Annotated in this window: 20 protein-coding genes; 19 read left to right on the top strand and 1 reads right to left on the bottom strand. The window is 66.8% G+C overall.

Annotated elements, in window-relative coordinates:
- Positions 1-655 precede the first annotated feature (655 nt).
- The 19 genes from MKK88_RS05870 (at position 656) to MKK88_RS05780 (ending at position 17,769) form a co-directional block, all read left to right on the top strand.
- Entirely contained in the window at positions 656-1,009 is a 354-nt protein-coding gene (locus MKK88_RS05870; protein WP_243997802.1) for a hypothetical protein, read from the top strand.
- A gap of 10 nt (positions 1,010-1,019) precedes the next feature.
- The gene (gene terL / locus MKK88_RS05865) at positions 1,020-2,399 is read left to right on the top strand and encodes a phage terminase large subunit (RefSeq protein WP_243997800.1); all 1,380 of its coding nucleotides are present in this window, start codon (positions 1,020-1,022) and stop codon (positions 2,397-2,399) included.
- Positions 2,399-2,596: a hypothetical protein gene (locus MKK88_RS05860; RefSeq protein ID WP_243997798.1), complete on the top strand. Its 198-nt coding sequence runs from the start codon at positions 2,399-2,401 to the stop codon at positions 2,594-2,596. The genes terL and MKK88_RS05860 overlap by 1 nt, the downstream gene beginning before the upstream one ends.
- Before the next feature lie 2 nt (positions 2,597-2,598).
- The gene (locus MKK88_RS05855; protein WP_243997796.1) at positions 2,599-2,823 is read left to right on the top strand and encodes a hypothetical protein; all 225 of its coding nucleotides are present in this window, start codon (positions 2,599-2,601) and stop codon (positions 2,821-2,823) included.
- A gap of 54 nt (positions 2,824-2,877) precedes the next feature.
- A complete protein-coding gene (locus MKK88_RS05850; protein ID WP_243997794.1) occupies positions 2,878-3,075 on the top strand; it encodes a hypothetical protein in 198 nt (65 codons plus the stop codon).
- Positions 3,076-3,083: 8 nt separating this feature from the next.
- A complete protein-coding gene (locus MKK88_RS05845) occupies positions 3,084-3,530 on the top strand; it encodes a hypothetical protein (protein WP_243997792.1) in 447 nt (148 codons plus the stop codon).
- Positions 3,531-3,532: 2 nt separating this feature from the next.
- Positions 3,533-4,012 (top strand): hypothetical protein, encoded by a 480-nt coding sequence (locus tag MKK88_RS05840; protein ID WP_243997790.1) that lies wholly within the window; start codon positions 3,533-3,535, stop codon positions 4,010-4,012.
- Positions 4,013-4,073: 61 nt separating this feature from the next.
- The gene (locus MKK88_RS05835; RefSeq protein ID WP_243997788.1) at positions 4,074-6,080 is read left to right on the top strand and encodes a hypothetical protein; all 2,007 of its coding nucleotides are present in this window, start codon (positions 4,074-4,076) and stop codon (positions 6,078-6,080) included.
- The gene (locus MKK88_RS05830; RefSeq protein WP_243997786.1) at positions 6,080-6,313 is read left to right on the top strand and encodes a hypothetical protein; all 234 of its coding nucleotides are present in this window, start codon (positions 6,080-6,082) and stop codon (positions 6,311-6,313) included. Before MKK88_RS05835 ends, MKK88_RS05830 begins: the two co-directional genes overlap by 1 nt.
- Positions 6,314-6,417: 104 nt before the next feature.
- Complete coding sequence (locus MKK88_RS05825; RefSeq protein WP_243997784.1) at positions 6,418-7,401, top strand: hypothetical protein; 984 nt, start codon at positions 6,418-6,420, stop codon at positions 7,399-7,401.
- A 44-nt stretch (positions 7,402-7,445) separates the two neighbouring features.
- Positions 7,446-8,603: a DUF4043 family protein gene (locus MKK88_RS05820; RefSeq protein ID WP_243997782.1), complete on the top strand. Its 1,158-nt coding sequence runs from the start codon at positions 7,446-7,448 to the stop codon at positions 8,601-8,603.
- Positions 8,604-8,663: 60 nt separating this feature from the next.
- Entirely contained in the window at positions 8,664-9,041 is a 378-nt protein-coding gene (locus MKK88_RS05815) for a hypothetical protein (RefSeq protein ID WP_243997780.1), read from the top strand.
- A gap of 10 nt (positions 9,042-9,051) precedes the next feature.
- Positions 9,052-9,447: a hypothetical protein gene (locus tag MKK88_RS05810; protein ID WP_243997778.1), complete on the top strand. Its 396-nt coding sequence runs from the start codon at positions 9,052-9,054 to the stop codon at positions 9,445-9,447.
- Positions 9,448-9,450: 3 nt separating this feature from the next.
- The gene (locus MKK88_RS05805) at positions 9,451-9,807 is read left to right on the top strand and encodes a hypothetical protein (protein WP_243997777.1); all 357 of its coding nucleotides are present in this window, start codon (positions 9,451-9,453) and stop codon (positions 9,805-9,807) included.
- Positions 9,808-10,088: 281 nt separating this feature from the next.
- Positions 10,089-11,264, top strand: a complete 1,176-nt coding sequence (locus MKK88_RS05800; RefSeq protein ID WP_243997775.1) for a hypothetical protein — start codon at positions 10,089-10,091, stop codon at positions 11,262-11,264.
- 142 nt (positions 11,265-11,406) lie between these two features.
- Positions 11,407-12,768 carry a hypothetical protein gene (locus tag MKK88_RS05795; RefSeq protein ID WP_243997774.1) on the top strand — a complete coding sequence of 454 codons (1,362 nt, stop codon included), beginning with the start codon at positions 11,407-11,409 and terminating at the stop codon, positions 12,766-12,768.
- Between the two features lie 14 nt (positions 12,769-12,782).
- Positions 12,783-13,130, top strand: a complete 348-nt coding sequence (locus MKK88_RS05790) for a hypothetical protein (RefSeq protein WP_243997772.1) — start codon at positions 12,783-12,785, stop codon at positions 13,128-13,130.
- Positions 13,127-15,781, top strand: a complete 2,655-nt coding sequence (locus tag MKK88_RS05785; RefSeq protein ID WP_243997770.1) for a hypothetical protein — start codon at positions 13,127-13,129, stop codon at positions 15,779-15,781. Before MKK88_RS05790 ends, MKK88_RS05785 begins: the two co-directional genes overlap by 4 nt.
- 173 nt (positions 15,782-15,954) lie before the next feature.
- Positions 15,955-17,769 (top strand): hypothetical protein, encoded by a 1,815-nt coding sequence (locus MKK88_RS05780; RefSeq protein WP_243997768.1) that lies wholly within the window; start codon positions 15,955-15,957, stop codon positions 17,767-17,769.
- On the opposite strand, the gene MKK88_RS05775 is transcribed toward MKK88_RS05780, so the two are convergent.
- Positions 17,763-17,939 carry a hypothetical protein gene (locus tag MKK88_RS05775; RefSeq protein ID WP_243997766.1) on the bottom strand — a complete coding sequence of 59 codons (177 nt, stop codon included), beginning with the start codon at positions 17,937-17,939 and terminating at the stop codon, positions 17,763-17,765. The two genes, MKK88_RS05780 and MKK88_RS05775, sit on opposite strands and share 7 nt — an antisense overlap.
- Between the last annotated feature and the right edge of the window lie 13 nt (positions 17,940-17,952).

Here is a 17,952-nt window from a genome sequence, read left to right as displayed (position 1 = left end):
ACGAGATTGGCGGCGTAGTTCGTGTCAAGGATGGCGCATTGGCGTCTTTCAACGGCAACGTTGAGGCTATCGATGATCGGACGGGCCGATTGAGGGTGTCGGTGGACATCTTCGGGCGCAGAACCATTGTGGAGCTGGACGAAACTCAGGTAGAGGCTGCTTAATAGCTTGACATTCAATTCGGCGGCCCCATAATCACCGCCCAACGCACGGTTCGAGTTCGCGGCGACAGCTTCGCGCAGTCTGGCCCCTCTCGGATAGCCTTGGAAGCCCGCATACGGGTCGGCCGAGGCCGCGTAATTGTTGCACCCTAAATTCCGTCCCATAGCGCTTAGCGCTCGGGTTCACAGTTCGACGCGGGTCTTGGGTTGCCGTTAGGGCAGCCGCTGTATCCAAGGGTTGGCGATAGGCCGGCCGCCCGCGTCGAAGCTTCTAGAGGTCTCCGTGGAAGGCTGGTGGGTTTGGCCGCTGATGGCCGCGATTTTCGCGCTTTGCTACGCCATGGGCTCGGTAGCGCAGTGTGCGCCCGGTCGTATATGGGTTCCTGGCGGAGGGCCGCTCGGTGCCTGTGTCGTCGGCCGACGCGTTGGAGACTGAACTGATGCCCGTTCCCTCCAGCCCGCGCCATGAGCGGACCTGAGCGCGAAGTTACGCAATGGATACGCACGGAAAGAGGGTAGTCGGTCGCCCGTTCGAAGCAGGCAATCCCGGCCGCCCGAAAGGTGCCCGCAACAAGCTCTCCGAAGCCTTTGCGGAAGCCCTGCACGCCGACTTCCAACAGCACGGCGTCGAGGCAATCCAGCGCATGCGCGAGGAAGAGCCGGCGCAGTACGTCCGAACGATCGCGAGCCTGCTGCCGAAGGATGTGAGGATCGAGAGCGCCCCGCTCGCCGAGCTGTCCGATGACGAACTTGGTCGCCTCATTGACGTCGTTCGAACAGCGGACGGCGCTTCTGCACAGCCTGGAGGCCGAGCGCTCCCGTCGTCTGGCCCGAAAACGGCTCACTGACTTCGCGCGATTGCAGGGGTTCAACCCCGCACCGCACCACACCCTGCTCATCGACGAGCTAGAGGCGCTGACCCACGGCGAGAGCGACGTGCTCCTCGTCGAAATGCCGCCGGGCTCGGCCAAGAGCACCTATGTCAACTGGCTGTTCCCGGCGTGGTTCTTCGCTCAACGGCCGGAAGCCAACGTGCTCAGCGCCTCGCACTCGTCCGAGTTGGCCGAGCGCTGGGGCCGGCGAACCCGTAACCTGATCGCCAGCGAGGCGCGGACCCTTGGCATCCAGCTCAGCGCCGACAGCACCGCAGCCTACCGTTGGGGAACCAGTCAAGGCGGCGAGTACTACGCTGTCGGCGTCGGCGTCGGCATCATGGGATTTCGTGCCGATCTGGGCATCATTGATGATCCATTTGGATCGCGAGAGGACGCGGAGAGCAAGCGCATCCGTGACGCTCGCTGGGAATGGTACGTCAACGACTTCTCGTCCCGCCTGAAGCCCGGCGCCAAGCGCGTGATCATGCATCAGCGCTGGCACGAAGACGATTTGGCCGGACGGGTCATTCAGCAGCTCGATGCGATCCGGAAGCCCTATCGGCGGCTGAAGATCCGGGCGGAAGCGCTGCTGGACGATCCGCTCGGTCGCCCGCTCGGCGAGTTCCTGTGGGACGACCCGAACGGCTACAACTACGGCCAGTTCCTGCGGGACCGGAAGGCCGAGAGCGATCAGCGCACATGGTCGGCGCTCTATCAGCAGGAGCCAACACCGGACACGGGCGACTTCTTCCGGCGCGAGTGGCTGCACCCGGTAGAGCAGATCCCGGCCCGAGACAGCCTGCGGGTCTACGGCGCCTCGGATTATGCCGTCACGTCCGGCGGCGGCGACTACACGGTTCACGTCGTCGTCGGCATCGACAGCGACAAGCGGCTGTACCTGCTGGACCTGTGGCGGTCGCAGGCCGATAGCGCGGAGTGGGTCGAAGCCCTGGCCGATCTGGTCCTGAAATGGAAGCCGCTGGAATGGGCCGAGGAAACTGGCCAGATCCGCGCGGGCGTCGGGCCGTTCCTGACCAAGCGGCTCACTGAGCGCCGCGCCTACGTGCACCGCAAGCAGTTCCCGACGCGAGGTGACAAGGCGGTGCGGGCGCAGTCGATCCGCGGGCGCATGTCGATGCTGGGGCTGTATGTGCCGGCGAACGTACCGTGGCGGTCCGAGCTTGAGGGCGAGCTTCTGCGCTTCCCGGCCGGCGTTCACGACGACCAAGTGGATGCGCTCGGGCTCATCGGGCAGTTGCTGGACACGATCCACGCACCGAGCGCTCCGAAGCCTCCGACGCAGGCGGTCGCGTCAGGCTACAAGTCCACCCGCTCGTCCGGCGGCTCGTCGTGGAGGACGTGATGACCGCGATCGACGCGGAGATCGACAACCTCGTGCAGGCCGCGACGTTCGCCAAGCAGGTTCTGCGCGCTCAGCATCGCAAGCACGGCGCTGTCGTATGTCAGCAGGCGGTGCAAGATCTCGGCGACGCGGTTCGCAGGCTCCAGGAGCTTCGGCACGCTGACGCCGCGCTCGTGCGCACCTTCGACGAGGCCTGACCATGGCGCACGAGACTGTCCCGGCCGACATCGCGGCGGCGATTGAGAACCTGATGATCTCGGCTGAGGATATGGGCGCCTCCTACGACGCCAAAGGCTTCCCGGATGCTGAGCGCGAGCAGATGGCTGAGATGTATCGGTCTGCGCTCAACGTGACCATCCTCAAGCACCTCCGCAACGCCGACGAGAATAAGGCCGCGCTGGAGCGGATCGAGCAGGGGGTGTAGCCTCTACCGATGAGCGATCAACCACATTCCGCTAAAGCCGCAGACACTGCACGCATGGTGCTTGATCTGCTGGACGAGATGGCCGCTGAACTGACGTTTCCATCCGCCAAGGTCAGCGGTGTTATCGTGGATGGCGTGCCGCGCTCCATAGAGCTTCAGCCGGAAGTGACCCGGGCCGTCACGAAGGCGGCCCTGCGGTTCCTGCGCAAGAACATCGACAACGCTGCGGCCGGCAAGTTCCGTCCAGACTAGGACCACCCATGCTCCGCATCCTCCTCCTCGCCCTGGCGCTCGCCGCCGGGGTCTCCGGCGCTGCCCAGGCTCAGACGCAGCGAGTTATCTCAGGCTGCGGGTCTGCCGCTCCCGTTTTGGGCCCTGGCGCTCCCGATTTTGCGAACCCAGTCGGCTCGCACTGTGTCGACACGACGGTTCAGGGCACGGCTGTCTATCGCGGCAACACTATCGCGGTGGGCGGCACGTCTCAGCAGCTCATGGCGACTAACCCCGCCCGTCGAGGCTTCACGGTGCAGAACCAGTCGACCGGGGACCTCTATATCAAGATCGGTGCGACCGCGACAACCAACAATCTGTCGCTCAAGATTGCCGCGGGCGCTTACTATGAGACCTCGGCACAGCATGTCTCGACGGGCGCCGTGAACATCGTCGGCGCGACCACGGGGCAGGCTTTCTACGCGACCGAGTACTGACGATGCGCGCCGTCGCACTCGCAGCCTTTTTCGTGCTCGCCGCCCCCGCTGCCGGGGCAGACTACGCCGGGCTCGTGCTGCCGACGCCGATACCGTGCGACGCGGTCCCAGGGGCCGATACGCTGCTTGGTACGCCCGGGTCTGCTGGCTGCTACGTGCCGCGCGACGCGACGCGCCCGACCGTCGTGCAGGCTGCCAACGTGACGACCGATAGCAGCGGCACTTGGTCAGTGACTTGGGCGCGCCCGTTTGTGTCTTCGTCGCCTGTCGTCAATCCGCTGCCTGTCAATTCCGGGGCGCTTCCCATCCTGTGTAACGTCGCGGCACGTTCTGGCTCTGGCGCGTCCGGCAAGTGTTGGCAGTCCACCTCAACCACGCTGCCCGGCACGCTGGCCACGCTTGTGGGCCTCATCATCAGCCCTTTCGCTGCGCCGGCCTCCAACGCTTCCGTCATGGTCATCGCACGCGAGCCTACCCAATAGCATGGCCTTCGGCATGTCTCCTGGCCCCATGAGCGGGCCTGCGCCCGCGATGGCGCCTCAGATGGCTGCGCCGAACGCTTATGGCATGGAGGCCGGGGCGATTGCGCCCGTGGCCCCGCTGCCGGCGACTGACGCCGAGCCCGGCGTGCCGCTGACCAAGCTGAAAAAGTGGTTCAGCGCCTATCAGGACGCCAAAGAAAAGGAGATGCTGGAGGCCCGTGACGCACGCCTCTACTACCACGCCAGCCAGTGGACGCAGGAGGAGCTTCACAAGCTCGAACTGCGCCGCCAGCCGCCGGTCGTCATCAACCGTTTCTCGCTGAAGATCGACGGCATCGTCGGTGTCGTCGTCCGGCTGCGCCAGGACCCGAAGGCGAGCCCGCGCACGCAGGCTTACGCCGAGGGTGCCGAGATTGGCACCGCGGCCGTTCGCGAGGTGCTGGACAGCAACCGTTGGGAAGCGCTTCAGCAGGAGGTCAGCCACGATCTCGCTCTTGAGGGCATCGGCGGGACCGAGCGCGATGTCGAGATGGACAGCGACGGCCAGCCGAACACCATCGTGCGGCGCGTTGCCCCGAACACATGGTGGTATGATCCGCGTTCGATGTCGCCCGACTTCTCGGATTGTCAGTTTTTCGGCGTCTACAAGTGGGTCGATCTGGACGTTGCGATCGACATGCTGCCAGAAAAGGAAGCCGAGCTTCGCGACTCGCTGGACAACTTCGGCGGCACGGACACTGTCGCGCAGCAGGACGCCGAAAAGAACTGGTTCGACAGTCGCCTGGAGCGCGTGAAGCTGATCGAGTGCTGGTACAAGCAGCGCGGCGCTTGGCGCTTCGCCATCTTCACCGGCAGTCAGATCCTGAAGGAAGGCCCCTCGCCGTGGCTGGACGACCGCGGCAAGACCCGATCCCGCTACAACATGGGATCGGCTGGCATCGATCAGGATGGCGACCGGTACGGCTTCTACCGGAACATGAAGTGGCAGCAGGACGAGATCAACCACCGCCGCTCCAAGCTGCTCTGGATGATGAGCGTCAATCAGGCGTTCGTGGAGCGCGGCGGGGTCGATGATCCCGACAAGCTCCGTGACGATCTCGCCCGCCCGGACAGCGTGATTGAGTACAATCCGAACGGGCAAGGCGTGAAGCCCTTTGAGATCCGCGATCAGTCCCAGCAGATGCAGGGGCAGCAGGCGCTGCTGGCCGAAGCCAAGGCCGAGATCGACAATTTCGGGCCGAACCCGTCGCTACTCGGGCAAACCGCAGCGTCGGCATCGGGCCGTGCCGTAGCCTTGCAGCAGCAGGCCGGCATCGCGCAGCTCGGCCCCTATTTCGGGCGCTTCAAGCAGTGGAAGCTGAGCCTGTACCGGGACATCTGGCGTGACGTGCAACAGCTCTGGACCTTGGAGCGCTCCATCCGCGTGTCCGATCCCAACGGCGCGCAGTTCATTGATGTGAACAAGCTGGTGATGACGCCAACCGGGCCGCGCATCGCCAACGCGATCGGTGAACTGGACCTCGACATCGTCATGGACGAGGGGCCGGACGTGGTCACGCAGCGCGAAGACGTGATGGGCACGCTGCGGGAGATGATCCAGCAGCAGCTCTTCACGCCTCCGCAGGCGCAGGCGGCGTTCCTTGAGCTGTCCGACCTGCCGCCGTCCGTGAAGTCGGTGATCAAGAACGCGGGTCAGCAGCAGCCTGATCCGCAGGCGCAACAGCTTCAACAGACTGTGGCGCAGATCCAGCTCCAGGGCGCTGCCGCTAAGGTCGATGAGACGCGGGCGCGAACCGAGAAGCTGCATGCCGATGCTCAGGCTGCCGGGGCTCGCGCTCAGTCGGCATCGATCCTTGATCAGCAGCACGCCGTCAACACGGCGGCCACGATCACCGACATCGCGCACAAGCAGGCCAAGACCAATCAGATCGGCGCCGAGACCGCCCGCGAGCACATGCACGCGCTGGGTCAGGCGCCTGTCGTTCCGGGCCTCGGCCAGCCGATGCCGATGCCGCAGCGCGCGCCGCTTGTGCCGCGCGTGCCGTTGCAGGGTCCGCCCAGCCTCTGATGACCAAGCGGCAGCCTCGTACCGATGAGGAACTTGCCGAGTATGCCGTTGCCGCGGCGAAAGCCATGGCGGCGCTCGACACGTTGCCTAGGCCGATCCGGCTGCTGATCCACGAATTCGGCGTCCCGCCTGTCTGGGAGGCCATGCAGCGCTACGGGCTCGACAGTAACCGCATCCGTGCGGCCGTCACCGAGCGACAGTTTCACCGGCAGATTGAGCGCTTGAGCGCCTAGCCGTCTGACCAGTTCCCGTTCCCGCGCGCGGGTTATCGCGTGGGTTTTCGGCGTCGCCCCGGCCGCAACAGGGCGTCTCGTCCAGCCAAACGTAGAGGCTATCCATGATCGCTGATCTGTCGGAACGCGATATCTTTGAGTCTGCCGGCCCCGGCAGCATTGAAGAGTCGAACCAGCCCGAGCCCAACCCCGGCGATACCGTCAGGGCTGAGCAGGAGCGACCCACGCCCAACCTCGGCCAATTGCCGAGCGAGCATGAGGGCGCGCAGCCGCAGCCGGAAGGCCAGCAGGCCAACCCGCAGGATCCGCCCCGGCGGACGATGCTGGATGACCTGAAGGACGAGCGGAGACGGCGGCAGGAGTTTGAGCGCAGCGTCGCTGAGCGGGATCGTCAGCTTGCAGAGATGCAGGGTGCGATGCGCCAGATGCGCGAGCTGTTCGGCCAGATGCAGGGACGGGGGCAGCCGCAGCCTCAGGCCCCGCAGCAGGCGCCGGAAGCGCCGGATCCGTTCGTGGATCCGCAGGCGTTCGCTGAGTTCCAGGCCCGACAGGTCTTTGAGCAGCAGTTCAGCCCGTTCGCGCAGCAGATGCAGCAGCGCGAGCAGCAGGTCGCCCGTACGTTGCAGGGGCTCCAGCGAATGACCGCGGCTCAGCACTACGGGGCCGACGAGGCTCGTGAAGCGGAGGAGGCGTTCAACACCGCCGCCGCCCGTAAAGCGATCCACCCGCTTGACCATCAGAAGATCCAGTCCAGCGACAACCCGTTCGCGGCCGCCGTCGAATGGCACCGCCGTGAAAAGGCTCTGACGACCACCGGGGGCGACCCCGACAAGTGGTTTGACAGCGAAACCGACCGCCGCCTCCGCGAGGATGCCGCGTATCGCGAACGCGTGTTCGCACAGATCTCTGGGCAGGCACAGCAGGCCGCCGGGACCGCCGTCCCCGCCGCCGGCCGCCCCGCGCCCGTCTTCACAGGCCTCCCCTCGGTCAACGCGGCTGCCGGCACGTCCGGTCAGGCGCCGTCTGGTCCGATGTCCGAGGCTGACATCTTCAATCTGGCGCCCCCGAAAGTCGGGCAGCGCCGATAGCGCCACTGGGACTGCCGCGCGCGGCCCGGTGACGGAGGCACATTATGGCCCTCACGACCACCCCATCCTCAACCGAAATCCTCAAGTTCCGGAAGTCGTTCTGGCAGGAGTACCAGCGCGACAACCTGTTCGCCGACTACATGGGCAACGACCCGACTGCCCCCATCGTCCGCATCAACGACCTCAAGGACGAGGGCGAGCAGATCACCATCCCGATCCTCGGCCGTCTGAGCGGTCAGGGTCAGGTGGGCGCCAACACCCTCGTCGGCAATGAAGAGGCGCTGGACCAGTACGGGTACAAGCTCACTATCGACTGGGCACGCCACGCGATCCTTCTGAACAAGAAGGAGATGCGCAAGTCCGCCGCCGATCAGCTCGAAGTCGTCCGTCCGCTCCTGACCGAGTGGGCTGCGACCAAGCTGCGCGATGACGTGATCAAGGCGTTCGCGTCGATCAACGTCGCCGGCACCACGCCGTCGCTCATCGGCAACGTGCAGGGCATCCCGTTTGCCTCTGCCAACGCCACGCAGCTCAACGCGTGGCTCACCGGCAATGCGGACCGCGTCCAGTTCGGCAACGGTCAGTCGACGCTGGTCGCCGGCAACTTTGCCGCCTCGCTCGCCAACGTGGACAGCACGAACGACCTCGCCACCGTGGCCGCTTTCAACCGCGTCAAGCGGATCGCGAAGGCTGCCGACCCGCACATCAAGCCCATTCGGGTGGATGGCGGCCGCGAGTATTTCGTGACGTTCCTGCCGTCGCCGCTGTTCAACGACCTGTCGAACGACCCGGCGATGATCCAGGCCAACACCATGGCGCGCGCTCGCGAGGGCAGCGGCATGGACAAGAACCCGCTCTTCCAGGACGGCGACCTCATGTACAAGGGGATGCTGTTCCGCGAGATCCCGGAGATGGGTCCGTTGTTCCGGTTCGCCGGCCAGGGCACGGGCGGCACCGATGTCTACGGCGCGGTCACGGTCGGTCGCTGCGCGGTCGGCTATGCGGTCGGTCAGCTTCCTGCCCCCACCACCCGTTCGGATGACGACTACGGCTTCCTGAAGGGCCGCGGCATCGAGATCTGCTACGGCATGGGCAAGGTCGTGAAGCAGCGCAACTACGCGTCCAGCACGGGCGTCGCCGCCGGCACTAACGCCGACTGGGGCACCGTCACCTCGTTCTTCGCCACGCAGAGCGCGAACTGATCCCCGCCGGGCGCTGATCCCGGCGCCCGGTCTCCCATCTCCGTTTGATAGGAGGCCTCTGTGGCCACACCTCCCCGCAAGCTCGAAAGCCAGGTCATCCACTGCATCCGTCGCCGCGTCGCGTTTAGCGACAACGCTGCGGCCGGCGTGGAAATCGGCGTCATTCCGGCCGGCTCGCACGTCAAGGCGATGTCGGTTTCCATCGAGACCGCGTTCTCCGGCGGCACGCCCACGCTCAGCGTCGGCACGACTGCGGTCCCGGCCGCGTTCGCCACGTCCGCCGGCATCGCGCCCGGCACTGCTGGGTACAAGCCCGGCCAGACCGGCGTGGGCTCCGGCAACGTCACGGCGGACACTCAGGTGCTCGCTTTCGTCGGCGGCGGTGCGACGGCGGGTCTCGCCGACATCATCGTCGAATTCTACCCGCACGCGCTCTGAGGAGGCACGGATGCCCAAAATCACCTATCGCCCTCAGACGGACTTCGACCCGCAGACCACGCGCGTCGGCGCCTACAGCTTCGTGGCCGGCAAGGCTGTCGAAGTGTCGGACGAGGTCCACGAGCGCCTGTCCAAGAACCCGTGGTTCACGGGCGACAAGAAGGCGGCCGAGCGGCTGGTCAGCGGCTCCGGCATCAGCCCCGGCCCGTCGTCGGGCATCGACTCGTCCGTCATGCCGGCCTACCCGCCGGGCAGCGGCATGAAGCACGCGGCCGAGTCCGCCATGACCGCGGACGGCATCAAGCCGACCGAGGTCCTGTCGGAGACCGATCTGGTGGACAACGCCAACACGGTCGAGGATCCGAAGGAAGCCCGTCGCGCCGGCCGTGTCGCCAACAAGGGCTGATCGGTGGCCGTCTACACACAAGATGACCTCGTCGACCGCGTTCTCGTGCGGCTCGGCGAGGTCGGCTTCGGCCAATCGGCTGAGCCGGAGGCGCGTGCGCGTGTCCTCCACTCGGTCGATGGCATCCTGGACGAACTGACTGCGGATCGGATCTACGATTTCGGCGGGTGTGCCGAGATCCCCGGCGCCGCGTTTGACCCGCTGGTTTCAATCGTCGCTGCGCGTGTTGCTCCTGATTTCGGCGCTGGTAGCGATGAAGTCACGCTCCTGGCGGCTCAGGCTCAAGGAGCGGTGCAGCGGCTGCGGCGCTATCGAGCGCTCAACGCCTCACACACCTACACGCGAGCCGATTACTTCTAATGGCCTCGCTCGTGTTCCCGACCTCATCCTCGCCTGGGGCTATTGCCGGCGAAGGGAACGGCCGGCTGATCAACAGCATGGTCTTTCAGGATGGGGCCGACAGCCGCTGGGGGCCAACGCCTGGAGCCGACCGTGTGGCGGCGTTGGGCGTCGGTGCGCCCCGCGGTGGCTTGTTGGTCGGCGATGCGTTGCTGCTGGCGCGGCTGAACAGCCTCTTCGCTCTGAACGCCGGATATTTGCAGTCTCCGATAGGCGTTCTGCCCGGTTTGCAGCCCGTGACGATGGCTCGCGACAACTACTTCGCCCCCGCCAACGATCCGCAGGCGATTGCGACCGGTGGGCCGCATGTCGTGGCCGTCACCGAGAGTGGCGTCTTCATCGTGACGATCGGCGGGATCCTGCCCTATCCGGCCAACAGCTCCGGTAAGACGCAGATCGGCGCGCCGAACAGCGTCGCGTTTCAGGATGGCTATTTCTTCTTCCTGTACGATGACGGCACGCTGCGAGCGACCGGCACGAACACGAACTCGCAGACCTCAAACACCCTGGATTTCAACGATCAGGGCTACACGAAGTGCCAGAGCGCGTCCGGCACATGGCGGCGCGTCACGGCGGCTGCCGATCAGATCTGGTGCTTCGGCGACAGCACGATCGAGGTCTACTCCGATCAAGCGCTCAGCCCGTTCCCATACAGCCGCGCGCAAGTGATCCCGATCGGTCTCTACGGCCGCTGGTGCATCGCTGGGTGGGAGTCGGGCTGGTCGGGCTCCCAGATCTTCGTGGCCTCGGACGGCACGGTCCGGCTGATGAACGGCTACACGCCGCAGCCGATTTCCACCCGTCCCGTTGAACGCGCCATCGCGGCTGCCGCTGGGCCGTCCGTGCTGCGTGCCTCGGTCTACACCCACGGCGGGCAGGCCATCTGGTCGTTGTCCGGCCCCGGCTTCACCTGGGAATACAACGTCACCTCGCAGCAGTGGCACGAGCGCGCGTCGCAGGGGCTGAGCCGCTGGCGGGCTGAGACGAGCGTCCGCGCCTTTGGCAAGTGGATGCTGGGCGACATCGTGGACGGCTCCGTGCTCGCCTTGAACCCCGATGCGCGGACCGAGAACGGCGCTCCGGTCGTGGCTCGCATTGAGAGCGCGCCGTTGCGCAACTTCCCGGACCGCATGCGGCTCGGCGGCCTGACCCTCGACATCACGACGGGGCAGGGGCTGCCGACCGCTCCAGATGCCTCCTGCCTGATCAACTGGACTGTGAACGGCGGCGGATCCTGGGCGCAGGCCCTCCAGCGCAAGATCGGCGGCCCCGGCCTCTACGGTGTCCCGGTTCGCGTCGGCGATCTCGGTCGCTCGGGCCGCGATGGCGTTCAGATCGGCGTCACGGTCTCGGATCCGGTGATGTTCTCGCTGCGGTCGGCCGCATTGCCAAGCATCGTCACGCGAAAGGGTAGCTGATGGCGCTTCCCTCTTTCATTGGTCCCCCACCCAAGCCGCCGCCGGCCGCCGCGCAGGGCGACCCCAAAGTAATCGCCGACTATCTAACTGCCGTGTACGAGTGGCAGAAGAAGTTGTTTGCGGCCCTGAGCTAGGATAGATCATGGGCATATTTGACAGCTTGACGGGCGGGGCAGCAACCACCGCCTACAAGAACAATATGCAGACCATTGGGACTGGCCTGAACCAGATCTCGACGGCGCTCGGTGACAACTATACGTCAGCCAACAACTATCTGATCGGGTCCGGCCTGCCTGCGCTTCAGGCCGGCTACACGGGCGGCCAGTCGAGCCTAGGCACCGGCTACGGCAACCAGCGCATCGACCTGAACGCCGGCTACTCCTCAGGCCAGGATGCGCTGTCACAGTACGCTGGCCAAGCGCAGGACGCGATCAACGCGGGCTACACCGCCGCGCTGGGCGCCCTCGGCTCCGGCTACGGGCAGGGCCGAGACGACCTGACCAACTACTATGGGCAGGCTCAGGGTCAGCTCAGTTCCAACTATGGGCAGGCCCGCGACGACATCACGTCGAATTACGGACAGGCTCGGACCGACCTCGGCAACCAGTACGCCCAGACACAGGGCTACTTCCAGCCGGTCAGCAATGCCTATTCGGCGATGGCCGGATCCACGCAGGCCGGGCTCCAGCGCTACCTGAATGCGACGGGCGCGAACGGTGCCGCTGGCTCTGCGCAGGCCGCTCAGGACTTCACGGCGGCTCCCGGCTATCAGTATGCCATGGATCAGAGCCTTGGCGCAGTCCAGCGAAGTGCAGCGGCGCGCGGTGGCCTGGCGGGCGGCAACGCGACCGCCGATATTCTGAATACCGCGAACGGCTTGGCTCAGCAGGGCTACCAAACCTACGTCTCGAACCTCCAGAACACGGCCGGTCTCTACAACACCGCGCTTTCGGGTCAGGCGTCGCTGGCGGGCCAGCAGGCGAACGCCAGCCAGAATTACGGCACCGCCCTCGGCAATCTCGGCACGACGCAAGGTAATCAGCTCGCTGGCATCTCGACTGGGCTCGGCAACCAGCTCGCAAGCAGCAGCCAGAGCCTGGGCAACGCGCTGAATGCCAACAGCACTGGTCTCGCGAACGCGCAGGCCAACGCATACGCCGGTCAGGCCGGCGCCCTGAACAGCCTCTACACCGGCCTCGGCTCGGCGCTGAACGCCAACAACATCGGCCTCGGCACGTCACTCGGGGGCGCGGACGCCAACCTCGGCACGGGGCAGTCGGCGCTCAACGTCGGCAACGGCACGGGCACCTATGGCGCCTACAATCAGGTCGGCTCCAACCTGATGAATTTGGGCAACCAGGAGCAGTCTGCGATCCAGAACGCCACGAACGCCTACGTGCAGAATTCGAACCAGCAGGCGCAGGCGCAGACCGCGGCGTCCGGCAACCTGCTCGGCGCGATTACCGGCATCGGCAAGAGCGTGCTCGGGGGGCTGTTCTCATGACGGGAGGCTCCAGCATGGCCGGTGGATCCGGGCAGATGACGCCTCAGGACTGGTACAACCTGTTTGCCCCCGCCATGGCGCAGGCACAGCCCGTGTCGCCGCAGGGTGGGCAGCAGCAACCGATGGCGTTTCTGGGCCAGCAGCGCCCGGCACAGCCGCAGCAGCCGCAAGGCCTGGGCGCGCTCGGTCAGCACGGCAGCGCGCAGCAGGGCGGCAACGCCTACGGTCAGATCGGCGGTATGATTGCCGGGGGCCTGAAGAACCTGATGGGCACCTACGGGCCGAACGGAACGAGCAATCTGTTCGCCGACGCGGCCGGGTATCAGCCGTTCGGTGGCGGCGGCTGGGGCAGCGGCTCATGAGTTTCGGCGAATATTTCCAGGCGTTCGGCTCGCTCGGTGATGGCATCCGTGAGGCGCAGGATCGCGCCCAGCAAAAGAGCGCGCTGGCCAAGCTCGGTGATCAGCTCGCGGTCAACGACTACGCGGGCGCGGCCAAAACCGCATTCGCGGCGGGCGACGCCGGGACCGGGCTGAAGCTGTTCTCGCTCGGACAGGGCGCGGCGCAATCGCGCGAGTCGACGGCTGCCCTTAACGGCCTGATCGGCGGGCTGTACGGTGGCGGCGGCACGCCTCAGGCGCCAACGTTTTCGGGCGGTGGCGGCTCTGCGCCGATGACGATCCCGGGCTCGAACACCGAGATCGAGAACCGGTTCGTGGGCGCGCTGAAGGACGGCGGTCTGACGAACCCCTACGGTCTGGCAGCCGCCGCCGCCTATGCCCGTCGCGAGAGCGGGTACAGCCCTAGCAAGATCACGGGCGCATGGTCCGATCCGAGCGAGAGCGGTCAGGCCGGCACTTCGGGCGGCATTCTGTCGTGGCGCGCGGATCGGCTCGACAACATGCGGGCCGCGACGGCCGGCGCCAAGGATCCGGTCTCGGCGCAGGCCAAGTTCTTCCTTACCGAAGATCCGAACACGACGCTGGCGTTGCAGAACGCCAAGAGTGCCGAGGAGGCCAACGACGTTCTGGCCAAAGCCTGGAAATTCGCGGGCTACAATCGGCCGGGCGGTGGCGAGTACGCAGCTCGGCTCGGTACGACGCGCGCTTACGTCAATCGGCTCAACGGCAGCGATGCGCCCGCACCCGTGGCTTCGACCGATGCGATCGGAGGCATCCCCTCCGGCATGAACCCCGGCTCGATGGCCATGCGCGGGGCGCCTCTGCCACCGCGGCGTCCGGCCGATCTGTCCGCAGCGCCGATCCAGGTTGCGAGCGTTGACCCGTCTTTCGTGCCGCAGGCGTCGCCTGTGCCTACGATGGCGCCGCCTGCCCGCATGGCGCCGCAGCCGATGATGCCGCCTCCCGCGACGCCAGCCGCCGTGCCTTCCATGGTCGGCCAGCCGCCGCCTGCTGAGATCGGGGTCGACAGCAACATCCTCGATGCCCCGATGCGGCCGAGCGGTGCGGCGCCCATGGCCGTGCCGCCTTCAGCACCCAGCCGGACCCCACAGGTCATCATTCCGCAGTCGATGGCTGGGTCCGGTGTTCCCGGCACGGTGCTGAACCGTGGCGAGCCGGTGGCGCAGGTGGCTGCCGCGCAGCCCGCACCCGGCAATGATGATGATAGCGAGGATGGCCCTGCGCCTCCGGCCGCTGCGGCGCCGGTTCCAATCCCACCGCAGGCCCGCGCCCAGGTTTCGACCCAGGCCCCGCAGCATCTTGAGGATGCAGGACTGCCCCGTCAGGTATCCGCGCCTGTCGCGGCGACGCAGCCGGCCTCTCAGGCGCGGATCGCGGCTCTGCTGCGCGCATCCATGCTGCCGGGACTGTCCGAAGGGCAGACCAAGGTCGTGAGCACGCTGCTGAACAACGAGCTTGAGCAGACGAAGCTGCCCGAGAGCGTGAAGCAGTACATCTTTGCCAAGTCGCCTGCCGGTGGGGGGTTCGACGGCTCGTTCGCGGACTTCCAAAACAAGAAGGGTGACGAAGGCGCTAAGATCACGGCGCAGCTCCAGGCTCGCGAGCAATACGCCATCGCTCATGGCATGAACCCGAAGGATGCGGGCGTTCAGGCTTGGATCATGGGGGGCAAGACGACGACCGGTCACGTGCTCAAGCCGGGTGACATCCTGGCGGGCCCGAGCGGGCAGACCTTGGCGCAGAATGCGGCTGCGGCGAGTTCAATGTCGGATGAGACCGCGGGCTTCCTCGCTGATCGCGTGCTGGCCGGCGATACGAAGGCGCTGATCGGTCTCGGGCGCGGCCAGCAGGGCGCCGAGAACCTCGCCAAAATCCAAGGCCTCGTTGCCCAGCGCGCGCGCGAACAAGGTCTTGACCCGACCGATATTCAGCAGCGCGCGGCGGAGGCGGCTGGGCTCGGCGCCCAAGCGCGGACGCTCGGCACGCAGGCCGGCCGCATGTCGGCGGCGGCGACCGAAGCTGAAGGCGCTATCTCCCTTGCTCGCACCGCTTCGGCAGCCGTGCCGCGCGGGTCGTTCGTGCCGCTGAACCGTCTTTCCCAGGCGATCCAATCCAACACGGGCGACCCGTCGCTCAAGGCGTTCAACGCGGCCAACAACACGCTGGTGAACACTTTCGCCCGCGCGATCAGTCCGTCCGGCGTCGGCACAGTGGCTGACAAGGAGCATGCCCGCGAGATGCTGAGCACGGCCGACAGCCCGCAGGCCTATGAGGCGGTGCTGCAGCAGATGCAGGCCGAGATCGACATGGCGCACAAGGCGCCGCAGCGTGCCCGCACAATCCTTGAAGGCGAGCGGCAGGCGGCTAAGCGCGGCGGCGGTGACACACCTGCGCCGACAATGGTACCGAACCCGGTTGCACCTGATCGGCGGGCCGCGCCTCAAGCTGCTCCGGTCAACGCGCCGAAGCCGGCTGCCGTCGACTACCTTCGCCAGAACCCGGGCGCGCGCGACGAGTTCGATGCCAAGTTCGGCCCTGGGGCATCCGACCGGGTGCTCGGGCCTCGTGCGCGCGCCGGCGGGCTGCTCTGATGGCGAACGTCTTCGATCAGTTCGATGATCCGCCAGCGGCATCGGTAGCCGCAGTTCCTGCGCGCGCGAACGTCTTCGATCAGTTCGACGAAGCCCCTCCTGCGGCAGACGCTGCGCCACAGCAGCCGGCGCCGACCGGCTGGGCCGGCCTGCACTGGCCCACGATGCCGTCTATGCGGTCGGTCATCAACGGCATCGAGGCCGGCGGCCAAGACATCAAGCGCACGCTGACGACGCCAAACCCGAATGCGCCCAGCCTCATCGGCATGGTCAAGGACGCCAGCCACGCTGGGCAGGGTATGCTGGGCCTCACCCGGGAGGCGCTGAATGGCACGCTCGACCCGACGAGCGACGAGGCGATCCGGCGTGCGACCGAGGGGGCCATGCTGATCAGCCCGGTTGGGGCCGGGACTGCCACGGCGCGCGGGGGTGTGACTGCGATCAAGGCGCTGTCGCCCGCAGCGGCCGATGCCGAGCGCCTGGGTGTCCGGTTCAGCGCCGGGCAGCGGACCATGGATCCGGCCATCCTGTCGCGCGAGGACGCGATGATGGGCGGCGCCCTCGGCGATGAGGCACAGAAGGTCGCGCAGGATTTCCGGGCCGGCCAGCGCCAGGACATGCTGAACGCCGCGGGCGGCATCGAGGCGGCGGCTGGGCGCGGGCAGGCCGATCTAGCGCGAAATCAGGATGCCGGCCAGATCGTCACCGATGCGGTGCAGCAGGCGGCGGCAGACGCGAAGGCCGGCTACAAGGCGAAGTACGACACCGCGTTCGCGCAGGATGGCTCGCTCGATCCAGCGGTGTTCACGGGTCGCCCCGCCTCGACGGAGGCGCATCCGAACCCCGCGATGCCGCTGCCCGGCCCTGCGGCCGTGCCCGATGCCTATGCCGCGCCGATGTCCCGCAGGATCACCGACGCGCTCGTGTCTGCGCCTGACCCGGTCATCATTGATCCTGTGCTGACGCCGGCCGCGCACCGCGCGCTCGGCACGCTCGACAACATCGACAACCTGAAGCTCGGCAGCATCGGGCAGCCCGGCGCCGCGGACGACGTCGTGGGCATCAACTTGCGCGGCGTGGATCAGGCTCGGCGACAGCTCGCGGCTCACGCGAAAGCCGCAGCCGCCAATCCGGCCGATCAGCGCGCGGTCCGATCGATCATCGACCAGTTCGACAATCAGGTGCAGACCGCGATGGAGAACGGCATGTTCTCCGGATCGGATGAGGCGCTGGGCGCGCTCAAGGATGCCCGGCAGGCCTACGCCTCGTATCGGCGCACGTTCACCCCGCAGGGTGCGGGCGACGACGTCGGGCGCGCTATGAACACGATCATCAACCGCGACGCCACACCGGAACAGGTCGCCAACCTTCTCTACAGTGGGACGAAGGTCGGCCAGAACGCCAATTCGGTGCGTCTGGCCGATCGGCTGAAGGGTGTGATCGGCGAGGAAAGCCCCGAGTGGTCGGCAATCCGACAGGGTGCGTGGCAGCGCGTACTCGGGCCGATGGAGCAAAGCCCGCAGCGCGCCGCGACCCGCATCCTCGACTTCGTGAACGGCGACGGCCAGTCCCTCGCCAAGCGCTTGTTCAGTGACACCGAGCGCCAGCACATGACGACGCTGGCGAACGTGATCAAGGCGACCGCAGCGCCTGCCGGAACCGCGAACACGTCTCAGTCCGGTAACCGTCTGGCCGGCCTGATGCGCAAATCGCTGACGGCGCTCGGTGCCTCGATCGGTGGGACGGCGGTGCCCGGCATCCATCCGGCCGTGGGGGCTGCGATCGGGGCTGTGGCCGGCCGCGGCGCCGAGACCCTGGGCGGCACGCGTGCGGCGGCCGAGGCACGGCAGCTTTTCGGCGGCCAAGTGCCGGTCACGATTGGGCAGCGGTTGCTACAGGTCCGGCGCCCGATCCTCACCACGGGACAGCGTCGCGTCGCGCCGATCGCGCGCCAGTATCTGCCTGGCCAGGATCAGACCGCTCAGTAGCGGCTCATTATCTTTGGCGAGAGGCCGGAGAGCACCAACAGGGCGCCGAAGGCGATCAGCATCAGCGCCGCGCCGTAGAACAGCACGGGACGGTGCATTCCTGGCTCAAGGTTGCCGATCAGTTGCAGGCCATACAGCCCGACCGGCGCGCCGATCGCGATGCAGAGCAACCGTCTCCACCAG

Origin of the sequence: Methylobacterium sp. E-005 (assembly GCF_022829725.1) — a bacterium.
Taxonomy (GTDB): domain Bacteria; phylum Pseudomonadota; class Alphaproteobacteria; order Rhizobiales; family Beijerinckiaceae; genus Methylobacterium.
The sequence above is the reverse complement of the archived record's forward strand: the minus strand, read 5'-3'. Positions and strand labels throughout refer to the sequence as shown.